This is a genomic window from Coleofasciculus sp. C1-SOL-03 (genome assembly GCF_040220555.1).
Lineage (GTDB): Bacteria > Cyanobacteriota > Cyanobacteriia > Cyanobacteriales > Coleofasciculaceae > Coleofasciculus.
In genome coordinates, this window is sequence record NZ_JAVJUO010000076.1 from 1 (window position 1) to 20,041 (window position 20,041).

Genomic DNA, 20,041 nt, shown 5'->3' on the forward strand with positions numbered 1-20,041 from the left:
TCCTTAAATGGTTTATTTCCACGACAATCTTTTTTCATAAATACGTCTTGAACTATACAATTCTTCTCCACCTTGTCTACTTTCCTTCCTTGTCCTCCTTGTCTTGTCCCCACCCTCAAGTAAAAAACCTACACCTGTCAGTACCCCCCCCCGATGGTGTAAAGATGTATTTTGAAAGTTTGCAGAAACTTTAAAGTATTGAGATTTAAAAATTTATCAGGTGTATGAATGAGTTGTGAAATAGAGATGCTGAGAGAATCAGGGTTTCAGGTTCATTTTTGTTCACAAATCATTTAAACTAACGGGAAATTGTTTAACTCGTTTTGTAAAGTTGTGATGAAGCGACAGGGCTGATCGTCAAGAATGCGAATCATCCCTGAATTGGAAAAGACTATGCGATCGGCTACACACCCTGATTGGCGTCATCTGTAGGGTGGGGAGAGCGTAGCGCAGAGCACCTTAACCAATGTATGAGGCGATCGCAACCGTCGAGACAATTGATAAACTAGGAAATGTCACTCTTTGTCCCTTCATAGTTACCCTGGCGATCTCTCACGCTTGGGTTTTCTCTCTCGATAACAAAGGGTGTTGACAAAAGGTTGAGAAGAAGGCAAACCTCTAAATGAACTCAACCCGCCCGCATTGAGGCGCGAACAAAACAGAAATCTCACTTGTGCAAAAGGCGGCACCCAGATTCGAACTGGGGATAAAGGCTTTGCAGGCCCCTGCCTTACCGCTTGGCTATGCCGCCCTACTGTAGAGACGCGCCATGGCGCGTCTCTACAATAAAGGATTATACCCTATCTCATCCTTATATGTCTCTTTCGCCAAGAATTCTTTTGGACGAGCAAAACATTAAGTATCTTAGCGGGTTGAAGCCGTTTTGTCTATTCCTCGCTAGGCTGAGAATATCCGTTAATAGAGCGTAACGCTACAGTCGCGATCGCTATCTCGATCCATGCTATTCAACCTGCTTAATCTGCCCTACTGGATTTTCCTAGGGATGGGCATCCTCCTGTTTCTCGTTGTCATTTTCTCCGGTGGCGGGGATGATGATTTTGATATCGATGCCGATGCGGATGCTGACGTGGATGCCGATGGCGATTTTGCCATGGGATCAATGTTCAGTTTTCTGGGTGTGGGTAAAGTTCCCCTAATTTTGCTACTCGCCACTGACTGTTGTCTGGTCGGAGCGTTCGGCTGGATAATTAATGTGGCGATCGGAAATCTCACGGGTACGATCCCCACGGGTTTCTTCGGCGGTGTCGTCGCTGCTGCCTCCCTACTCCTAAGTTTATTCAGTGGTGGTTTAATTTCTCGACCTTTGGGCAAAATTTTTGCCACATTTGGTGAAGATGCCAGTGGCGATCGCTTAATTGGGTGTCAGGGTAGCGTCAGTTCTAGTTCAATTCCCCTAGAAACTCAAGGCAAAATCGGTCAAGTGGATGTGATTGATCCCAGTGGCAATCTGGTGACAATTAATGCCACCCTACCCAAATGGGCAAACGTTATTCCCAATCGCGGCAATCAAGTCTTAGTGATTGACCGACAACCGGAAAGCTATCGGGTGATTACTAAAGATAGTTCCGATCAACAACAATGGTTATCTAATTCATCTCAACCTAAAGATTCACAATAACGGCTGCATACACAACCGTCCCGATTCCATTCGAGCAAACTGTGATTCTTTTTACACAAGGTCTAAATGTGTATAAGTTTCAGGCTTCAATACAACATATAGATTGAGAGCGCAAACTACCATGTCACAATCATCGACGACATCAACCTCCCAGCCTGTTCCAGTATCATCTACCCTGGCACAGTTACCCAGTGGTATCCTCTTGTTCCCCGGTGTGATCGCGGCGATCGTTTTAGGACTTATTGCCACGTTATGGGCGTATAAACTGGTTTACAAAATCACTCCCAATAACGAAGCCTTTGTCAGAACCGGTGGCTTCTTTGTGAAACAGAAAAAAGTCATTTTGTATGGCGGTTGTGCGGTGTGGCCCGGATTTCATGAACTGACTCGTGTCCCCTTACGGGAAATTTCCATTGATGTAGAACGCACCGGAAACCTAGCCGTTCGCACTCAAGACTATCTGCGGGCAAATATGCGGGCAACCTTTTATGTCTGTATTAATGCCGATAAAGACGACGTGTTAACTGCTGCCGCCCGACTCTCGAAACAAGGACGAGTTTCGACTGAAGATATTAAAGAAGCCCTGGAAAAACGGGCAGATGATGCGATTCGAGCTTCGGCTAAGAAGAAGAGTTTAGCCGAAATTGATTCCGATAAATTAGGGTTTGCGGATGAAGTGTTAAATCTGATTCAGCCTGACCTGAAAAAAGTCGGGTTAACCCTAAATAATATCGCTATTTCTGAGATAGAAGAAAGCGACACCTACGATACCAATAACTTCTTCGATGCCCAAGGAGTCCGCCTGCGAACCGAAACCATTCAACGCTCCATCCAACAAAAACGGGAAGTTGAACTGAGTACCCAGGTGAGAATTGAACAGCAGGAACTTGATGCCCAGAAGCAATCCCTGCGAATCAACAAAGAAAAAGAAGACGCCACTCTAGGACAACAACTGGAGGTTGAATCCCTAAAATCCCAGCGACAACGGGAAATTCAAGAAGCCAAAGACCGAGAAGCCGCCGCCGTACAACGGACGAAGATTTTACAAGATAAGTCCGTTGAAGAAGAAGAAATTCGCCGCAAACTCTCAGTTCAAGAAAACCAAATTGAGGCAGATATTTCTCTAGAGGAACGGAATAAACAGCTAAAAGTCGCCCAAACCACCCAAAAACAAGAAGCCGAAATCGCCGAAATTACCCGTCAGCAAACCGTCGATTCCTCCCGCCTAGAAGCCCAAGTGCGGGTGGCTGAAGCCGAACGCTTATCAAAAGTGGCAAAACAGGAAGCGGCTGTTGCGATCGCCAATAAAGAACGGGAACGCTTTGCCGCTGAAGCCGAACGCGCTCAAGCGGAATCCGGTGTGGTTACGGCGACAGAGATAGAAAAAGCAGAACGGGAAAAACGCTTATCCCTAATTTCAGCCGAACAAGAAGCCGAAAAACGACGGATTGCCGACCAAAACGTCGTAGAAATCGATGTCTTCCGCCGTCGTCGCCAAGCCGAAATTGCCCGTCAAGCGGCAGAATTAGAAGCCGAATCCATTCGCACCTTAGCCCAAGCAAATCGGGATAAAGCCTTAGCGGAAGCCGAAGGGAAACGAGCAATCATTGAAGCCGAGAATACATTGAGTGACTCCAAGTTAAGCGCCCAAGTGCTGACCACAATTTGGCCCGATTTGGTAGACAAACTGCCAGAAATCGCCAAAGCCTTAGCGCCACAACCGGGAATTTTAGGCGATACCCGAATTTTCGCGTTTCCTGGGATGAATGGCAGTAATGGTAATGGTCATGGGAATGGCATGGGTGATATTAACAAACTCTTACTCTCAACCAGTGGCTTATCCTTAATCAATACGCTTCTGGATGAAGGGAAGCTAGGAAACTTAATTGGTCAGGTGAGTCAGTTAGTGCGGAATAATCCGACTCAAACGGGAGAAAATGGCAACCCGAAACCGCCAGAGTCCTCAGCCGAATCCGAGACTCCAGCCTTAGCCAAACGGCAAACCCCGCCAGCACCCCCCCCATCCAAATCTCCCGGACAACGACAACCGTCTTCCGCAGCCGCGAAACTTGTCGAACCGTCTCAGGTTAAGAGTGATGAGGGTTCTGCGCCACCCCATCGGGCATCTGGGTCAAACAGCGATCGCGATCGCGAAGATCCCCGAACTCGTCACAGTTGAGGCAAAGGAGCTGGGGAAGCAATGTAGAGACGCGCCATGGCGCGTCTGGGAGCAGGGGGAGCAGGGGGAGCAGAGGGAGATGGGAGACAAAATTTCTATAGCCCATTACCCTATTGCCTATTGCCTATTGCCTATTGCCTATTGCCTATTGCCCATTGCCCATTGCCCATTGCCCATTGCCCATTACCCATTACCCATTGCCTATTCCCTGTTCCCTGTTCCCTGTTCCCTAACAAATGACAAAGAACAAAATTTGATACCCTAGCTTAAATAGTCTTGGGAACGAATAAAGAAGCGTGGATATTCAAATTGGGCGAGGTAAAACAGCTCGCAGAGCTTATGGCATCGATGAAATCGCACTAGTCCCCGGACAACGGACGCTAGACCCGAATTTGGCAGACACCCGTTGGCGTTTGGGGAGCATCGAACGAGAAATTCCGATCATCGCCAGTGCGATGGACGGCGTGATCGATGTGCGAATGGCAGTTATCCTATCTGAGATGGGAGCGCTAGGGGTTTTAAACCTCGAAGGCATTCAAACCCGTTATGCTGATCCTGCTCCGATATTAGAGCGAATCACCTCGGTGGGTAAGTCAGAATTCGTTCATCTGATGCAGGAGTTGTATGCCGAACCGATTAAACCGGAATTAATCAGCCAGCGAATTCAGGAAATTAAAGACCAAGGTGGGATTGCGGCGGTGAGTGCTACGCCAGCCGGGGCGATGAAATATGGTGAAATTGTTGCCTCGGCGGGTGCGGATTTATTCTTTGTACAAGCCACCGTCGTGTCTACGGCTCACCTGTCGCCAGAGTCAGTTACTCCCCTAGATTTAGCACAGTTCTGCCAGGATATGCCGATGCCCGTGGTTTTGGGCAATTGCGTCACCTACCAAGTTGCCCTGAATCTGATGAAAGCCGGTGCGGCGGCGGTATTAGTGGGAATTGGTCCGGGTGCCGCTTGTACCTCACGGGGGGTTCTGGGTGTGGGAGTCCCCCAGGCGACGGCGGTGGCGGATTGTGCGGCTGCCCGTGATGACTATCATCAAGAAACAGGTAATTATGTGCCAGTTATTGCGGATGGTGGCTTAATTACCGGGGGAGATATCTGTAAATGTATCGCTTGTGGCGCAGATGCGGTGATGATTGGCTCTCCACTGGCTCGTGCCAAAGAAGCCCCTGGACGCGGATTTCACTGGGGAATGGCAACCCCTAGCCCGGTTCTACCCCGAGGAACCCGCATTCAGGTGGGGAGTACGGGAACGTTACAGGAAATTCTGATTGGACCAGCGCAACTGGATGATGGCACTCATAATCTTTTAGGTGCGCTGAAAACCAGTATGGGAACTTTGGGCGCTAAGAACTTGAAAGAAATGCAGCAAGTGGAGGTGGTGATTGCGCCCTCCCTGCTCACAGAAGGGAAAGTTTACCAGAAAGCACAACAGTTGGGAATGGGTAAATAAAATTTTTGGGGTTGACAAACTGCCCCAAACCCCACTGATGTAAGTTAACATAGAGAAAGCGGAGACGCATGTTTCCGTTCACTCCTCACACCACACTCCGCCCGGACTATGTTCGGGCGGTTCCTTTTTCAGCGTCAAGCTCTAATGTCACGATAGCTTAACATCTTAACCGATAAGATATGACAATTTATGTCTAAATATATACTTTTTTTGCAGGGGAACGCTCAGTTTTCTCTGTGGTAAAATATCCCAAGACACATAGAAATAGTACAAGCAAGGATTTCCAGGCATGTCAACAGCCGTAGCAGTTACAGACGCCAGTTTTAAGCAAGACGTCCTAGATAGTGACGTTCCCGTTTTAGTAGATTTTTGGGCACCTTGGTGCGGTCCATGTCGGATGGTCGCCCCTGTGGTAGATGAAATCGCCCAACAATACGAAGGTCAGATTAAAGTTGTGAAGCTCAACACTGACGAAAATCCCAATGTAGCCAGTCAGTATGGGATTCGCAGCATTCCCACCTTAATGATTTTTAAAGGAGGACAACGAGTTGATATGGTTGTGGGCGCAGTTCCAAAAACCACTCTAGCAAACACTCTAGAAAAGTATCTCTAATCGATAATCGATAAAGCCTTAAGCCGAATCGGGTTAAGGCTAGTTAGGCTTGCAGGCGCGAGGAGTCGCTACAGCTACAAAAAGCCTGTAAGCTCTAGACCAACATGGCAAAAATAATCCACAAGCCAGAACAGAGATGAAAGTTGAAGCAAATTGCCAGTTCTGAAGTGGCGGGTAAGAAAGCTAAACAGGAGACAGGGCGTGGGGTGTGGGTTGACTGGTTGTGGGGAACAGTTGGCAACTCGAGTTCAAGTCTAGTCCCCAAGCCAACATAAATATCAGTTTTTCTGAACTTGTATCATAAATCCGGATGAAGACATTACCGACTTGTACTATGTAAATGTCTAAATCTATAGACTTTACTATGTCATGACTAGGATACCTATATCGCCTCCACCCATCAAACGAGTTGTGGCGATCGCATCAATTGTGGTTGGTTGTCTGGTTAGTCCCCTTCCGACTTACTCTCAACCGACCAACTCAGCGAGTAATACTCCCTCGCTGCAAGATATGCTTGAGTTTAATCTGGATCTGTCGGGTCGGGGAAGTCCTCGCTCCGGTAATCGTACAGGTGGCGCGAGTCGTAGTCTCTGTGGGGAAAGTCAATCCGGAGAGTCTCTGTTTGCCCTGATCCCCGATACTAATGTGGGATTAACGGTAGAGGAACATCCTACTTTCTGGTTCTATGTTCCCGATGGCGCGAAGAAATTCCACTCGATGAAATTTGCCCTCTGGAGTGATCAGGGTGAGAAGGTGTACGAAACCACCTATCCCGTAACGAACATTCTACCCGGCGTGATGAGTATTGCTTTACCGCCAACTACACCCGCGCTCAAGGAAAATCAATACTACAACTGGATTTTTACCGTTTATTGTGAAGATCCCCAACAGGCGAGTATTCGTACTGATCCCAAACGAGTCCGAGTTAGAGGATTTATCCAGCGTGTTCCCGTAACGGCTGAACTCCAACAAGGATTAAATCGGGCGTTGACTCCCCGCGATCACGCCGTTGTCTTAGCCCGGAATGGGATTTGGTTTGACTCTCTCACCCTGATCGGCAACCTTCGCCGTACTCAGAGCGCCAATTACGCCCTGGCGATGGATTGGAGTAACTTGTTAGAGGATATTGAACTCGAGGCGATCGCATCCAAACCTATTACTGAATGCTGTAGTGCTTCGGCTCGGTGATCCCCAAATGTTTCTAGCGGTTCTCAATTGAGAATTATCCATCACCCTGTCCTTTAACTAGGGTTGCTTGTCTTCCATCATTGCCAAAAACCGCTATATCTAGTGGATGTTCGCAATTCCACGTTAAACACAAGATATCAGCGACTTGATTTGAACCTGTAAGACCCCGCTACACTATCCTCGTTCGATCATTCGCTTTCCCACTGTGGCTGTTCTCTTGTACCCAACAGACAACAGCTTATTGCATTGCCCCTAATTTTGATTCGATAGCCACCTGACCCTGAAAACAGTGTGCTATAAAGAAGTAGATTGGACATTTTGTCTAAAGTAGTCAGCGGTGTATCACTAAATACTGTGGCTTTTTTGTCCAATGATTTAGTATTTTGTTGTCATTGGAGAATATAGGTTGGTGGCTGACCATCATTGAGTCATCTCGGCAAAGAGATTCACAGTTCTGAATTTCTTTGATAGGTATGTATTGTGCATTTGCCTAGGTTCACCATAGCTGAAACCGATAACAGATAGCCCAGGTTGATTATTCAGATGTTTTCGACGATAATTCAACAGCAATAGTAGTTCAACAGCAAGAGTTTTGGTGTCTCTTTAAAATTCAACGTACTATTTGATAGCTGAGTAATCGTATTGGGATTCAGTGCGGCTTCTAGTTAGGACTTCGCTTATTTAAGGTTGAGTGTCATCCTTTCGGTAAAGTCCTATACATCAGTTTTACTTATTCCACGGAGTTTTGTAGCCCCTATGATTAATTCTGCAATGAAAGGAGCAATCCTGCTGTTGGCTACCTTACCCATTTTGGGTGCGACTAGCATACAGCCAACTCAGGCAATATCGATCCGTCTCGATATGGATAAAACAGACGTACCGATTGTTCCTCAGTTTAACCCTGACTCTCTATTGAGAAACACCTCAACTACTCAGCCATACCCACCCACTACTTTGGTTAAAGATTCTATTTTAACCAAAGAAGCCACACCGATCAACCCCCCAAGTTTAATCATGGCTCAGTCCATTACCGAGGCTGGTGATGGGACAGGTACAACGGTTGAGCAAAACGGTAACCAATTTAACATTGACGGTGGCACAGTTTCCGGAGATGGGGAAAATCTATTTCACAGTTTCCAAGACTTTGGTCTTTCTGCTGGTGAAATTGCCAATTTTCTGTCTAATCCGCAAATTCGCAATATCTTGGGGCGGGTGGTTGGTGGAGAAGCCTCCATTATAAATGGTTTAATTCAAGTTACTGGGGGCAACTCGAATTTATTTTTAATGAATCCGGCGGGGATTGTATTTGGGGCGAATGCCCGTTTAAATGTTCCCGCGTCGTTTACAGCCACAACCGCCACAGGCATTGGGTTTGAGGGGGATCAGTGGTTTAATGTCTTTAGTGAAAATAACTATCAGACGTTAATCGGTGATCCCAACCAGTTTGCCTTTGATTTAGCGCAACCCGCCACTCTGATTAATGGTGGCAATCTAGCCGTATCTGAAGGACATCATTTAACCTTACTGGCGGGAAATACAATTAACACCGGGCAACTGACTGCACCAGGCGGCACCATTACCATGGCGGCTGTACCGGAATCCAATCGGGTGCGGATTAGTCAACCGGGACAATTATTAAGTTTAGAAATTGTACCATCTACTAATGAGAATGGGGAGATAGAGGCAATTGATCCCTTGGATTTACCAACGCTGCTGACGGGTACAGAGGACAGCGTGGAGACGGGATTAACGGTTACCCAGACAGGTCAAGTACAGCTTCAGGAGTCTGGTCTGAGTGTACCCGCAGAAGCAGGCGTTGCGATCGCCTCTGGCACTCTGGATGTGTCTCATGAGTCTCCTGGCGTTGATTCCCAGTCGGTGAATGTGTTTGGTAATAAAGTGGGTGTATTTGATGCCACAATTAATGCTTCTGGGATGTATGGCGGTGGAACAGTACGACTGGGTGGTGACTATCAGGGTCAAGGTACGTTTAATGCGTCTCAAACTCTAGTCAGTGAAAACTCGCTGATTACGGCTGATGCTGGGGAACAGGGGACAGGCGGTGAGGTGTTTATTTGGGCAGATGGAGTGACGGGCTTTTATGGAACCATTAGCGCCCGTGGGGGAACGGAAGCAGGAGATGGGGGATTTATTGAGGTTTCTGGCAAGGAATTATTGATTTTTACTGGTCATGCTGATGCGGGAGCATTGAACGGTCAACCGGGTACGTTATTACTTGATCCTAAAAATATCACGATTGGAGATGCGAATTCACCCTTAGCGATACGCTTTAATCCGGATAATCCATCAACAGAAAATCAGTTTGGTTATTCAGTCGCGACACTAGGTTCAGATGTAATTGTAGGTGATCCGAGATACGACGAAACAGAAACAGCAATACAGAAGACTGACGTAGGTATTGCCTATTTATTTGATGGTAGTACTGGAGAAAAGCTGGTAACGTTTAGGACTCCCCCTGATTTCATCGACGAAGAAAATCCAGACGATGGTCGATTCGGTTTTGCTGTAGCTGGGATGGGATCAGACAACGTTATTATTGGCGCTCCGGGAGAAAACGACGAAAACGGAAGGGTTTATTTATTTGATTCCAAGGGGATATACCAGAAAGCTTTCGATAACCCAAATTCCTCGACGGCTGAAGGTGACCCTCAGTTAGGCTTGGGCTTTGGCTATTCCGTCGCCGCCGTAGGGTCAAATGTTTTGGTTGGATCTCCAGGAGATGATACCCAAGGAACAGATACAGGTGCGGCTTATTTATTCGATGGCAATACGGGGAATCAGCTGCATGAATTCTTCAGCCCTAATCCTACGGGTTCACCCACCAATAATGGTCGATTTGGCTATTCAGTCGCTGGGGTGGATTCAAATGTGCTAGTGGGAGCACCTGGAGACAATATAGGGGTAGAAGGCAATATCATAACTGGAGGTGCTGCCTATCTATTTAATAGCAACAGTGGAGATCTAATCGAAACATTTACGAGTCCAAACGCTACAGACACCGGGGAGTTCGGGATTTCAGTAGCCGCGATGGGTTCACAAATACTCGTGGGAGCCCCTGGTGATAATCTGGGACAAGGAGTTCAAGGTGCTGCCTATTGGTTTAATCAGGATGGCGAGTTGCAAAACACTTTTTCTAGTCCCAATGCTGATAACGGTCAATTTGGTACTTCAGTAGCGGCAGTAGAATCGGCGGAGTCTGCATTAGGGTTTAACGTTGTCGTCAGCGCCCCCGGAGAAAATGCAACCTATTTGTATGAACCCTTGCCAGATTCGGACACGGGACTTTTGTGGCAAACCTTTCTCAAGCCCTCGGATTCACCCAGCAATTTTGGTAATGCAGTTGCTGGGGTAGAAAGAAACGTGGTGGTGGGAGCGCCAGGAGGCATGAACAATGCAGGGGATATTTATTTGTTTGGCTCCAGCTTTGAGTTTGGCGATAATCCTGACCAATCTGTGACGATTGATGTTGAAACGATTACCAACATTACTAACACCGGAACCGAGATTGAGTTTCAGGCAAACAATGACATCACTGTAGATGCAGCAATTCTCACTGATAATCCGAACGGAACTGGGGGAGCGCTGAGCTTAAGAGCAGGTCGAGGGATTTTTGTCAATGCTGATATAACCACAGATGATGGGAATTTAAGCTTCATTGCCAATGATAGTGATGCTATCCAGGCATTTCGAGATCCTGGTGATGCTTTTATAGAAATAGCCTCTGACGCTAGGTTGAATTCGGGGAGTGGGGATATATATCTTCAACTCGATCCAGGGGAAGAAAGGGGAGATATTAATGTTCTCGGCGAGATTATTACTCAGACAGGAGATCTGATTGTAGAACACAATAATCCCACAGGTGGAAACGTCAAGATTGAAAACACGATTAACGTTGGTGGAGATGTTGATATGAACACCACTGGCGGTAATATTCTTGCCAGTGGAAATGTGGAGACGACTAACGGTGAGATTAGTTTTGCTAGTCAAGGGGGCAATATAGAAATTCAAAATGGGGGTAATGTTTTTGCCAATGGGGGTGAGATTAGTTTTGCTAGTCAAGGGGGCAATATAGAAATTCAGAATGGGGGTAATGTTTCTACCAATGGGGATGAGATTCGTTTCAATAGTCAGGGTGGAACGATTCAGGTTGATACGGCTTTCACGCTGACGGGTGAAACGTTCTTGTCTACAGGTGCTGGAACGGGGGATATTCTGTTTAATAATCTTCTGGATGGGACGCAAAATCTCAATCTTACGGCGGGAACGGGTAATGTGATCTTTGAGGGGAAAGTAGGTAGCGGTACACCTCTAGGAAATCTGACCATTGCTAGTGCCGGAAATGTGACAGCCAAAGACGCGATTGCAGCCTCTAGCTTTACTCATCAATCGGGAACTGGCACAATTAATTTGGCAAATCTTCGAGATATTCAAATCCTGGATGGGGATTTCAGCCTAAATACTACGAATACTCTGACTGTCGGTAATATTACCGCAACTGATGGCAAGGTAGAACTGAGTGCCAATAGTAATTTAACCACCGAAAATATCACCACTTCTGGTGACACCATTAATCTCACCAGTCAAGGCGGAGAAGTCACGAGTGGTAACTTGGATTCCGGTGGTGGCAATGTGGGAGTTAGTGCTAATAGTAACCTGAACACAGAAGATATCACCACCTCTGGCGGCACCATTAACCTCACCAGTACACAGGGAGAAGTCAATAGTGGTAACTTGAATTCCGGTGGTGGCAATGTAGACGCAACTGCTAGTAATGATCTGAACACAGCAAATATCACCACCTCTGGCGGCACAATTAACCTCACCAGTACACAGGGAGAAGTCAATAGTGGTAACTTGAATTCCGCTGGTGGCAATGTAGACGCGAGTGCCAGTAATGATCTGAACACAGCAAATATCACCACCTCTGGTGGCACAATTAACCTCACCAGTAAAGACGAAAAAATTAATACGGGTGACTTAAATTCTTCTGCAGCTATTGGCGGTGATATTACTGTAAATGCAAGGATCTCGATTACAACGGAAGCCATCAATTCGAGCGGGACTGAAGGCGATGGCGGGAATGTTACCCTCGATCCTTTGGAAGATATTACCGTCAATTCTATTAATGCCCAAGGCGGCAGCAATGGTCAAGGTGGTGATGTTGACATCACGACGCAACAATTCTTTCAAGCAACAGGAAGTTTTACCGATCAAAATGGCATAGAAGCTAGTATTTCTACGGCTGGCGGTAACGGTGGCGGTGATATTACCATTCGTCATGGTGGTGGCGCACAGGAAGTGATCAAACCTTTTATTGTCGGTAATGGCAGTGAAAATGGTACGGCGGAAGCCATTACCAGTGGGGAGTTTACGATTGCACCTGTTCAGTCATTTCCAGGAAGTCATACTCTCGGTAATATCCGGATTATTACAACGGATCAGACTTCTGATCCGAGTGATCCGACTGATCCACTAATAGAGTTTAAGAGACCGTTAGAACGTCCTCCTACTCCTAACGCCTTAGATCAAGAGCCGATTATCAATGCTGATGTTTACAAAATAGAGCGCTACTTTACTCAGGCATTTGAGAAACAAATGGGAATGGAGGCGGAAAAAATCCTCACCTTGGATGAAATCCGCAATCGCTTGCGTAGCATTGAGGTGGCAACTGGGGTTAAACCTGCTGTAATTTACGGGGTTTTTGTACCGAGTAGTACAAACTCTGAAAAGGAATTAGAACTGATGCTGGTAACAGCGGATCGGGATGTTATTACCAAGCGAGTGTCAGGGGCTAAACAGTCTGATGTCCTGAATACAGGACAGAACTTTCGTCAGGAAATCCTGGATGGTGGCTTTGGCTATTTAGATGACGCCAAACAACTGTATCAATGGATGGTAGCCCCCTTAGAAACAGATTTACAAGAAACAGGAATTGAGAATTTAGTCTTTATTCTCGATGAAGGGTTGCGCTCATTGCCCATAGCCGCTATCCATGATGGAGATAACTTTATCGTGCGGCGATATAGTGTGAGTTTGATGCCCAGTGTTAGCCTCACAGATACCCGTTATGCCAATATTAAAACCATGCCTGTTTTGGCAATGGGAGCCTCAGATTTTCCCGATAATCCTCTTCTGGAGAAATTGCCTGCTGCTGCTGCTGAGGTATCGATTCTGACCAATACATTATGGCGTGGTCAAGCCTTTCTCAATGAGAATTTTACCGTTAACAATCTCAAGGCAAAACGCGAAGAAAAACCCTTTGGCATCATTCACCTGGCTACCCATGCAGAATTTGAACCGGGCGCACCCAGTAATTCTTATATTCAGTTATGGGATACTCAGGTAGGAATAGACGAAGTACGTAGTTTAGGCTGGCATGATCCGGCTGTAGAATTAGTAGTATTGAGTGCTTGTCGTACTGCCTTAGGTGATCCGAGTGCCGAACTAGGGTTTGCTGGATTTGCGGCTAAAGCTGGAGTTAAATCAGTATTAGCCAGTTTATGGTACATCGAGGATTGGGGAACGTTGCCAATGATGGCAGAGTTTTACAATAATCTGGATGACGCACCGATTAAAGCGGAAGCATGGCGACGGGCACAAATGGCAATGATTGAAGGAAAGGTTAAGTATGAAAATAATCAATTAATCTTGTCTGATAAAGCAATTGCTTTGCCCTCTCCTGATGCTAAACCGGGTAATCCCGACTTATCTCATCCCTATTACTGGTCAGCATTTAGTATCGTTGGCAATCCGTGGTAAATAAAAGGCAGAAGGCAGAAGAATGACAAATGACGAATAACGAATAACCAATGAGTGACGTAGGGTGGGCAAGAGTTATCAAGCTGGAAACGTTTATGTTATCGTTCGTTGCTCTTGCCCACCTCACGGTAACTTGCTTTCATTAAAGTTAACGGTTGAGATTAGGGAAAAGAGGGGTTTGGTGACCAAACCCCTACTCAACGTCCTCCCTTTTAACAGTTTGGTGAATCTAGAGCCTGAATGTATTTCTCCAACACTTCAATGTTTGCGCCACTAACCGAGTTGGGGAGGGCGGGTTTTGTCGAAAGGTTATTGGTTTGTCTGTTATAGCAGTAGACACATCGATTAGGACTTTCGACACCATTGTAGAGACGTTGCATGCAACGTCTCTACATAAATGATGTATCCTAACAGCTATGGCGGTTGCTATAATTTTGTCCCTAAACCCGTCCCTACAGCTTGGCTGTTCCTACTGGAACTCATTCATCCACAAACACACATCGCTTCATTACACTCATTACCTCTCCCGGATTTGCCGTTGGTGTCAGAGGACTCCATTCCGTTACATTGGCAAAGCCGAGGCGATACAACGTGTGAATGATTTTCACCACGCCTTTGGCAGAACCAACAACGATAACTTTGACAAATTCTCGTTTTGAGTTTGAACGGGTAGAAGCTTGTAGCTGTACCGAGGCTTCGGGGGGTTTGGTATCGGTCACAACGTTTTGAACCATTGGGGTTTCCCTGATTGGCGTTTACCTGGAGTATTCGCAGATCTGCGAATATTAAAATTGTACGCTCTATCTTCGCAGATCTGCAAATATTTACTTCCTGATCTTCCTCTGACACGATGGGGAACATGGGAAAAGCAGGCAAAGTCCTTCGGCAAGTTTTGGAGAGCTACGGCATCAGCCAGAACAAATTGGCTCTCACGTTGGGAGTTAAACCTTCCGTTGTTTTTCGCTGGTTTCATGAGCAGACAGATCCCAGTGCTGAAACTGTCCGAAGTATTGCTGAAGCTTTACACGGTCTTGATCCAGCCGCTGCGGATGAGTTTGTCCGGCTTTATTTGGGAGACTATCTTCAAGACAGTGATAAAACCTGAAAGTGAGGTTGAAGCAGGGCGGGTTTGGTATCGGTCAAAACGTTTTGAACCATTGGGGTTTCCCTGATTTCACTTGGTCTTTATATACACAGAAGTGTGTATAATTCCCAGCTTACCGGATAACCACAGATTTGTGTAGATTTACGCGGTGAAAATTTTTTGACACGATTGAGGGCATGGGAAAAGCCGGAAAAGCCCTCAGACAAGCGTTAGAAACATTTGGCATTAGCCAGAATAAATTGGCAGTGGCATTGGGCGTGAAGCCTTATGTCGTTTTTCGCTGGTTTCATGAACAGACTGATCCCAGTGCCGAAACTGCGGCAGATATTGCTAAAGCTTTACAAAGTCTTGATCCAGCCGCTGCGGATGAGTTTGTCCGGCTTTATTTGGGAGACTATCTTCAAAACGAATGATACTGAATTAAGGCTGGTGGGCAATGCCCACCCTACGGTATATCAAGGGTTTCGGTGATCTAAAATAGCTTATTTCAGTGCCATTCATCTCCAAGACAGTGATAAAACCTGAAAGAAGAAGCAAACGGTTAAGTCGGGGCGGGTTTAGTCACATCTGGGTTAAGTCAGAAATGATAGTAGTAAAACCCGCCCCTACAAACCCGGTTCCGTCGAAGGTGGTGAAGGTTGCTATCACTATGTAGATATTTGTGAACTCAATTTTGTTCATATCATTGTCATAAAAATAATGAGTAATTAATAGAATGATAATCAATATTTTGGAAAATTTATTTTTAGATTATCTGATATTTAACGGAAAGCTAATGGTCAAGTTTGGGCAGGTTTTTTCTAAGGTGGTGAAGGATCAAAACTGCCTTATTTAGACAGATGTCATGAACATGAAATGGAAACTTCTTGGATGACTAAACAGTTCATTCCATAGAACTTGTAGTTTGAATAGAGGGCGACCCGACCGAATTGAATGGACGGGTGTTGTGAATTGATGCAAGCGGGTCGCCCCTACAGGTTGTTATATCATGTCCACCCCTCTCCTGTTCTCGTTGATATACCTTGCCAACAGCATCTCTCTTTCAAAAGGAGGATGTTTTAAGCACAAATACTGACTTATGAATAATAAGGATACTCAACCACATACGCGATTAGTCCTCTGGAGAGGTCAACTACCCCGCTCATGCTTACCCCCAGCTTCAATTCTCGGATGAGAGTGGCTGTGGATAGTTGTCAGGGATTGATTAAAGATGAACACAACCGAAAATTTGCATCAAGCCAATCAAAATCAAACCAACCAGGGAAGCGTCGTTTCCATTCGCAGCAGCGTCATCGACGTTCAGTTTCCGCAGCAGCTTCCGGAAATGTATAGCCAGCTTCGGGCGGGTGAGGATGACAAGATTGTGATTGAGGTGGTTAACCATCTTGACGCGAAGACGATTCGGGGTATTGCTTTGACGCCAACGTCAGGGTTGGCGCGAGGTTCGGTGGTTAGGGATACAGGCGTTCCCTTGCAGGTTCCTGTGGGAAAACAATTACTGGGTCGTGTGTTTAATGTGTTTGGTGATCCTATCGATAAAAAAGAGGAGATCAAAGACGTAGAATGGCGTTCCATTCATCAACCTGCGATTTCTCTGGCTGAACAATCGACGACTTCTGAAATTTTGGAGACGGGGATCAAAGCGATTGATGTGCTAGTTCCTTTAGAACGTGGCGGAAAAGCGGGATTGTTTGGCGGTGCGGGTGTGGGTAAAACGGTTCTGCTCACGGAAATGATCCATAACATGGTGACTGAGCATGAAGGGGTGAGTTTCTTTTGTGGGATTGGCGAACGCAATCGGGAAGCTGAAGAACTCTATCGCGATATGCAAGAGGCGGGGGTTTTAGAGAGTACCGTGATGGTATTCGGGCAAATGAATGAACCGCCAGGTGCTAGATTCCGGGTTGGTCATGCAGCTCTGACTATGGCAGAGTATTTTCGGGATGATGTGCAGCAAGATGTGTTGCTGTTGATTGATAATACGTTTCGGTTTATTCAAGCGGGACAGGAGGTGTCGGGGTTATTGGGGCGACTCCCGTCTCGTGTGGGGTATCAACCGACGCTGGGAACCGAGTTATCGGAATTTGAGGAACGGATTACGAATACCGCAACGGGGGCGATTACGTCGGTACAGGCGGTTTATGTTCCAGCCGATGATTTTACTGATCCGGCTGCTGTGAATACGTTTGGTCATTTATCGGCTTCGCTGGTTCTGTCTCGGAAACGGGCGAGTCAGGGATTGTATCCGGCGGTGGATTTGCTGCAATCGGGGTCTAAGATGTTAAGTCCGACGATTGTGGGAGAACGTCATTACCAAATTGCTCAAGAAATTAAGAGTACCTTGGCGGGTTATGAGGATCTGAAAGACATTATCGCCATGTTAGGGATGGAAGAATTGTCCCAACGCGATCGCCAAACGGTCAATCGGGCGCGACGACTTGAGCGTTTCTTAACTCAACCGTTCTTTACGACTGAACAGTTTACCGGGAAAAAAGGCAAACTGGTGAGTTTAGACGAAGCCTTGGATGGATGTGATCGCATTCTCAATGATGAGTTTAGCGATTATTCCGAGCGATCGCTCTATATGCTCGGTTCTATCGACGAAGCACAAGGGAAGCAGGGGGATGAGGGAGATGAGGAAGATAGGGGAGATGAGGGAGATGGGGGAGATGAGGGAGATGAGGAAGATGGGGGAGATGAGGGAGATAGGGGAGATGAGGGAGAAAACAAATGACATAAGACAAATGACGAATGACATAAGACAAATGACGAATGACCAATGAACCTGAAAATCTTGCTTCCTACAGAAATACTACTCGATCAAGAAGTAACCAAAGTATCCGCCGAAGCGGAAAATGGTGCCTTTACCTTATTACCGAATCATATTGACTTCGTAACGGCGATTGTTCCGGGTATTTTATTCTTTGAATCTGAATCGGAATCCACGCCAGAGGTGTTTATCGCTGTGGATGAAGGCGTGTTAGTTAAATGTGGCGCAGATGTTCGGGTTTCAACCGGACGAGCGATTCGATCAGATGACCTAGAAACGTTACAGCACACCGTAGAAGAGGAGTTTTCGCGTTTGGATGAACGGGAAAGAATCACAGCAGGTGCGATCGCGAAATTAGAAGCGAGTTTTGCTCGTGGTGTATATGAGATAGGAGGGTCAAGTGGCGAAGCGTCCTAATCACTCTAGACGACGACAACACAACAAGACGTTTCTGGGGAAAATCAAAGATAAATCCATCCGTAAAGTTAAAGCCCGCAAGGAAGAAAATTTAAGTGTTTTATATGGCTTGACATTGATGGGATTTGTCGGTTGGTCGGTTGGCATTCCCACGTTAATTGGGGTGGCAATTGGACTGTGGCTGGATGAAGTTTGGCTAACTCCATTTTCTTGGACGCTAATCCTCATGTTGGTTGGTTTGAGCCTCGGTTGTCTAAATGCCTGGTACTGGGTACAGCAGGAGTCTGCCGATGAGTGAATCAGCACAGACTATCCCTCTATTGATTTTATTGGTGGGCGCCATTAGCACGATTTCCATCCTGATTAAGGAAGGGATGACGCGCTTGGGCTTACCTAGTTTAGTGGGATATTTGGTGCTGGGCTTTCTGCTGCGGCTGGCGGATTCGCAGTGGCATTTTCTGGGAGAACCGGGGCAGGGAATTTTTGAGTTTTTAGCCGAAGTGGGTGTGATTTCGTTATTGTTTCGGGTGGGGTTAGAAAGTGATTTAGCGGGATTGATGCGCCAGTTATCCACAGCAACAAAAATTGGGCTAGTCAATATTGTTGTTAATGGGGGTTTCGGATTTGTCACCTCCTATTGGTTACTGGGACTGGCATTTATCCCCAGTTTATTTATTGCGATCGCGTTTACGGCAACCAGTGTGGGTGTATCGATTGGGGTGTGGCAAGAAGCCAATGCTACTCATTCCCAATATGGGGAATTACTGTTGGATGTGGCGGAACTGGATGATATCTTGGGGGTAATTTTAATGGCGTTATTGTTTGCTATTGCCCCGGCAATTCAAGACAGTGGCACAGGAGAATTACTGCCCGTCATTGCCAAAACTTCTGGCATATTTTTCCTGGAAGCTGTGGTGTTTGGGACGTTTTGCTATGTTTTCTCGCGCTTTTTGGAGGCAAAGCTGACCAAGTTCTTTCGCCAAATTGAAGCGCCACCGGAACCGATGCTGGAGGTGGTGGGGATTGGCTTTATGATTGCCGCGATCGCGGGGTTGTTGGGGTTTTCGGTTGCTATTGGTGCATTCTTTGCCGGATTGGTGTTTAGCCATGATCCGGATGCGGTCAAGTTTGATGCGTCGTTTGAATCCTTATACGAACTGTTTACGCCGTTCTTTTTCATTGGGATTGGCTTGAAAATTAACCCCAGTGCGCTAACGGCGGCTTTGGGGATGGGAGGAATTCTCCTTGTCGCCGCTGTACTTGGCAAACTTATTGGTGCGGGGGGTCCGACTTGGTTAACCACAGGTTGGACGGGTGCTGCGTTAATTGGCGTCAGTATGGTTCCTCGCGCCGAAATTACCATGATTGTCATGGGTAAGGGACTCTCATTAGGAGAGTGGGCGGTATCCAATCAGGTTTTCGCCGCCATGGTTGTTGTGTCAGCGGTGACTAGCATTCTAGCACCGATTGTTCTGCGTTCGTTGTTGAACAAATTGCCTGAAATTCCAACAGGAGTAAGTAACTGATGCCTATTTCACCGCAGCTTATTATCTGGATTGCGATCGCTTTAGTGCAAGTCAGCCTACTGGCAATCGCACCGTTGTTGATTCGCTGGCTTTCTTTACTCCCTTAACTGTTATGAAATTATCCTCGTTTAAATTAGATGAACCATGGCATATCTGGAACATTCAAAACTTACGCAATTCCTCTGGCTTCCCCCGTGCAACAAAAAGCGAAGCATCCTTTGGTCTCCCCCGTGCAACAAAAAGCGAAGCAACATCTGGTCTCCCCCATGAAACAAAAAGCGAAGCAACATCTGGTCTCCCCCATGAAACAAAAAGCGAAGCAACATCTGGTCTCCCCCATGAAACAAAAAGCGAAGCAACATCT

General features: G+C 46.5%; 14 protein-coding genes and 1 tRNA gene. 13 read left to right on the top strand and 2 right to left on the bottom strand.

Going from position 1 to position 20,041, the window contains the following annotated elements; all coding sequences use genetic code 11:
* Positions 1–680: 680 nt before the first annotated feature.
* Positions 681–751: transfer RNA gene (locus RIE73_RS13010), tRNA-Cys, on the bottom strand.
* Positions 752–958: 207 nt separating this feature from the next.
* On the opposite strand from RIE73_RS13010, the gene RIE73_RS13015 reads away from it, so the two are divergent.
* The 7 genes from RIE73_RS13015 to RIE73_RS13045 all read left to right on the top strand — a co-directional run bounded on the left by RIE73_RS13015 (position 959) and on the right by RIE73_RS13045 (position 13,859).
* Positions 959–1,639, top strand: coding sequence for a DUF1449 domain-containing protein (locus RIE73_RS13015; RefSeq protein ID WP_446401573.1), 681 nt, complete (start codon positions 959–961; stop codon positions 1,637–1,639).
* Positions 1,640–1,760: 121 nt separating this feature from the next.
* Positions 1,761–3,818 (top strand): flotillin family protein, encoded by a 2,058-nt coding sequence (locus RIE73_RS13020; RefSeq protein WP_446401574.1) that lies wholly within the window; start codon positions 1,761–1,763, stop codon positions 3,816–3,818.
* A 36-nt stretch (positions 3,819–3,854) separates the two neighbouring features.
* Positions 3,855–4,058 (top strand): hypothetical protein, encoded by a 204-nt coding sequence (locus tag RIE73_RS13025; RefSeq protein ID WP_446401575.1) that lies wholly within the window; start codon positions 3,855–3,857, stop codon positions 4,056–4,058.
* Between the two features lie 56 nt (positions 4,059–4,114).
* Entirely contained in the window at positions 4,115–5,278 is a 1,164-nt protein-coding gene (locus tag RIE73_RS13030; protein WP_446401576.1) for a GuaB3 family IMP dehydrogenase-related protein, read from the top strand.
* 289 nt (positions 5,279–5,567) lie between these two features.
* Positions 5,568–5,891 carry a thioredoxin gene (gene trxA, locus RIE73_RS13035; protein ID WP_044206943.1) on the top strand — a complete coding sequence of 108 codons (324 nt, stop codon included), beginning with the start codon at positions 5,568–5,570 and terminating at the stop codon, positions 5,889–5,891.
* 369 nt (positions 5,892–6,260) lie between these two features.
* On the top strand, positions 6,261–7,079 hold the full coding sequence (locus RIE73_RS13040; protein WP_446401577.1) for a DUF928 domain-containing protein: 819 nt from the start codon (positions 6,261–6,263) through the stop codon (positions 7,077–7,079).
* A gap of 771 nt (positions 7,080–7,850) precedes the next feature.
* Positions 7,851–13,859 (top strand): CHAT domain-containing protein, encoded by a 6,009-nt coding sequence (locus RIE73_RS13045; protein WP_446401578.1) that lies wholly within the window; start codon positions 7,851–7,853, stop codon positions 13,857–13,859.
* A gap of 479 nt (positions 13,860–14,338) precedes the next feature.
* Here the strand turns inward: RIE73_RS13045 and RIE73_RS13050 are convergent, their stop codons facing one another.
* Entirely contained in the window at positions 14,339–14,593 is a 255-nt protein-coding gene (locus tag RIE73_RS13050; RefSeq protein ID WP_446401579.1) for a hypothetical protein, read from the bottom strand.
* Positions 14,594–14,718: 125 nt separating this feature from the next.
* On the opposite strand from RIE73_RS13050, the gene RIE73_RS13055 reads away from it, so the two are divergent.
* The 6 genes from RIE73_RS13055 to RIE73_RS13080 all read left to right on the top strand — a co-directional run bounded on the left by RIE73_RS13055 (position 14,719) and on the right by RIE73_RS13080 (position 19,677).
* Positions 14,719–14,964: a helix-turn-helix domain-containing protein gene (locus tag RIE73_RS13055; protein WP_446401580.1), complete on the top strand. Its 246-nt coding sequence runs from the start codon at positions 14,719–14,721 to the stop codon at positions 14,962–14,964.
* A gap of 176 nt (positions 14,965–15,140) precedes the next feature.
* Positions 15,141–15,377 (top strand): helix-turn-helix domain-containing protein, encoded by a 237-nt coding sequence (locus RIE73_RS13060; RefSeq protein WP_446401581.1) that lies wholly within the window; start codon positions 15,141–15,143, stop codon positions 15,375–15,377.
* Between the two features lie 797 nt (positions 15,378–16,174).
* Positions 16,175–17,698, top strand: a complete 1,524-nt coding sequence (atpD, locus tag RIE73_RS13065; RefSeq protein WP_446401582.1) for a F0F1 ATP synthase subunit beta — start codon at positions 16,175–16,177, stop codon at positions 17,696–17,698.
* A gap of 45 nt (positions 17,699–17,743) precedes the next feature.
* The gene (locus tag RIE73_RS13070; RefSeq protein WP_446401583.1) at positions 17,744–18,151 is read left to right on the top strand and encodes a F0F1 ATP synthase subunit epsilon; all 408 of its coding nucleotides are present in this window, start codon (positions 17,744–17,746) and stop codon (positions 18,149–18,151) included.
* Positions 18,135–18,449: an AtpZ/AtpI family protein gene (locus RIE73_RS13075; RefSeq protein WP_446401584.1), complete on the top strand. Its 315-nt coding sequence runs from the start codon at positions 18,135–18,137 to the stop codon at positions 18,447–18,449. Before RIE73_RS13070 ends, RIE73_RS13075 begins: the two co-directional genes overlap by 17 nt.
* The gene (locus RIE73_RS13080; protein ID WP_446401585.1) at positions 18,442–19,677 is read left to right on the top strand and encodes a cation:proton antiporter; all 1,236 of its coding nucleotides are present in this window, start codon (positions 18,442–18,444) and stop codon (positions 19,675–19,677) included. The genes RIE73_RS13075 and RIE73_RS13080 overlap by 8 nt, the downstream gene beginning before the upstream one ends.
* Positions 19,678–20,041: the final 364 nt, after the last annotated feature.

Bases quoted from the DNA above. Each gene is read 5' to 3' on its own strand.
- RIE73_RS13020 (WP_446401574.1), top strand. From the start codon at position 1,761: ATGTCACAATCATCGACGACATCAACCTCCCAGCCTGTTCCAGTATCA.
- RIE73_RS13055 (WP_446401580.1), top strand. From the start codon at position 14,719: ATGGGAAAAGCAGGCAAAGTCCTTCGGCAAGTTTTGGAGAGCTACGGC.
- RIE73_RS13025 (WP_446401575.1), top strand. From the start codon at position 3,855: ATGGCGCGTCTGGGAGCAGGGGGAGCAGGGGGAGCAGAGGGAGATGGG.
- RIE73_RS13070 (WP_446401583.1), top strand. From the start codon at position 17,744: ATGAACCTGAAAATCTTGCTTCCTACAGAAATACTACTCGATCAAGAA.
- RIE73_RS13080 (WP_446401585.1), top strand. From the start codon at position 18,442: ATGAGTGAATCAGCACAGACTATCCCTCTATTGATTTTATTGGTGGGC.
- RIE73_RS13040 (WP_446401577.1), top strand. From the start codon at position 6,261: ATGACTAGGATACCTATATCGCCTCCACCCATCAAACGAGTTGTGGCG.
- RIE73_RS13050 (WP_446401579.1), bottom strand. From the start codon at position 14,593: ATGGTTCAAAACGTTGTGACCGATACCAAACCCCCCGAAGCCTCGGTA.
- RIE73_RS13045 (WP_446401578.1), top strand. From the start codon at position 7,851: ATGAAAGGAGCAATCCTGCTGTTGGCTACCTTACCCATTTTGGGTGCG.
- trxA (WP_044206943.1), top strand. From the start codon at position 5,568: ATGTCAACAGCCGTAGCAGTTACAGACGCCAGTTTTAAGCAAGACGTC.
- RIE73_RS13015 (WP_446401573.1), top strand. From the start codon at position 959: ATGCTATTCAACCTGCTTAATCTGCCCTACTGGATTTTCCTAGGGATG.
- RIE73_RS13060 (WP_446401581.1), top strand. From the start codon at position 15,141: ATGGGAAAAGCCGGAAAAGCCCTCAGACAAGCGTTAGAAACATTTGGC.
- atpD (WP_446401582.1), top strand. From the start codon at position 16,175: ATGAACACAACCGAAAATTTGCATCAAGCCAATCAAAATCAAACCAAC.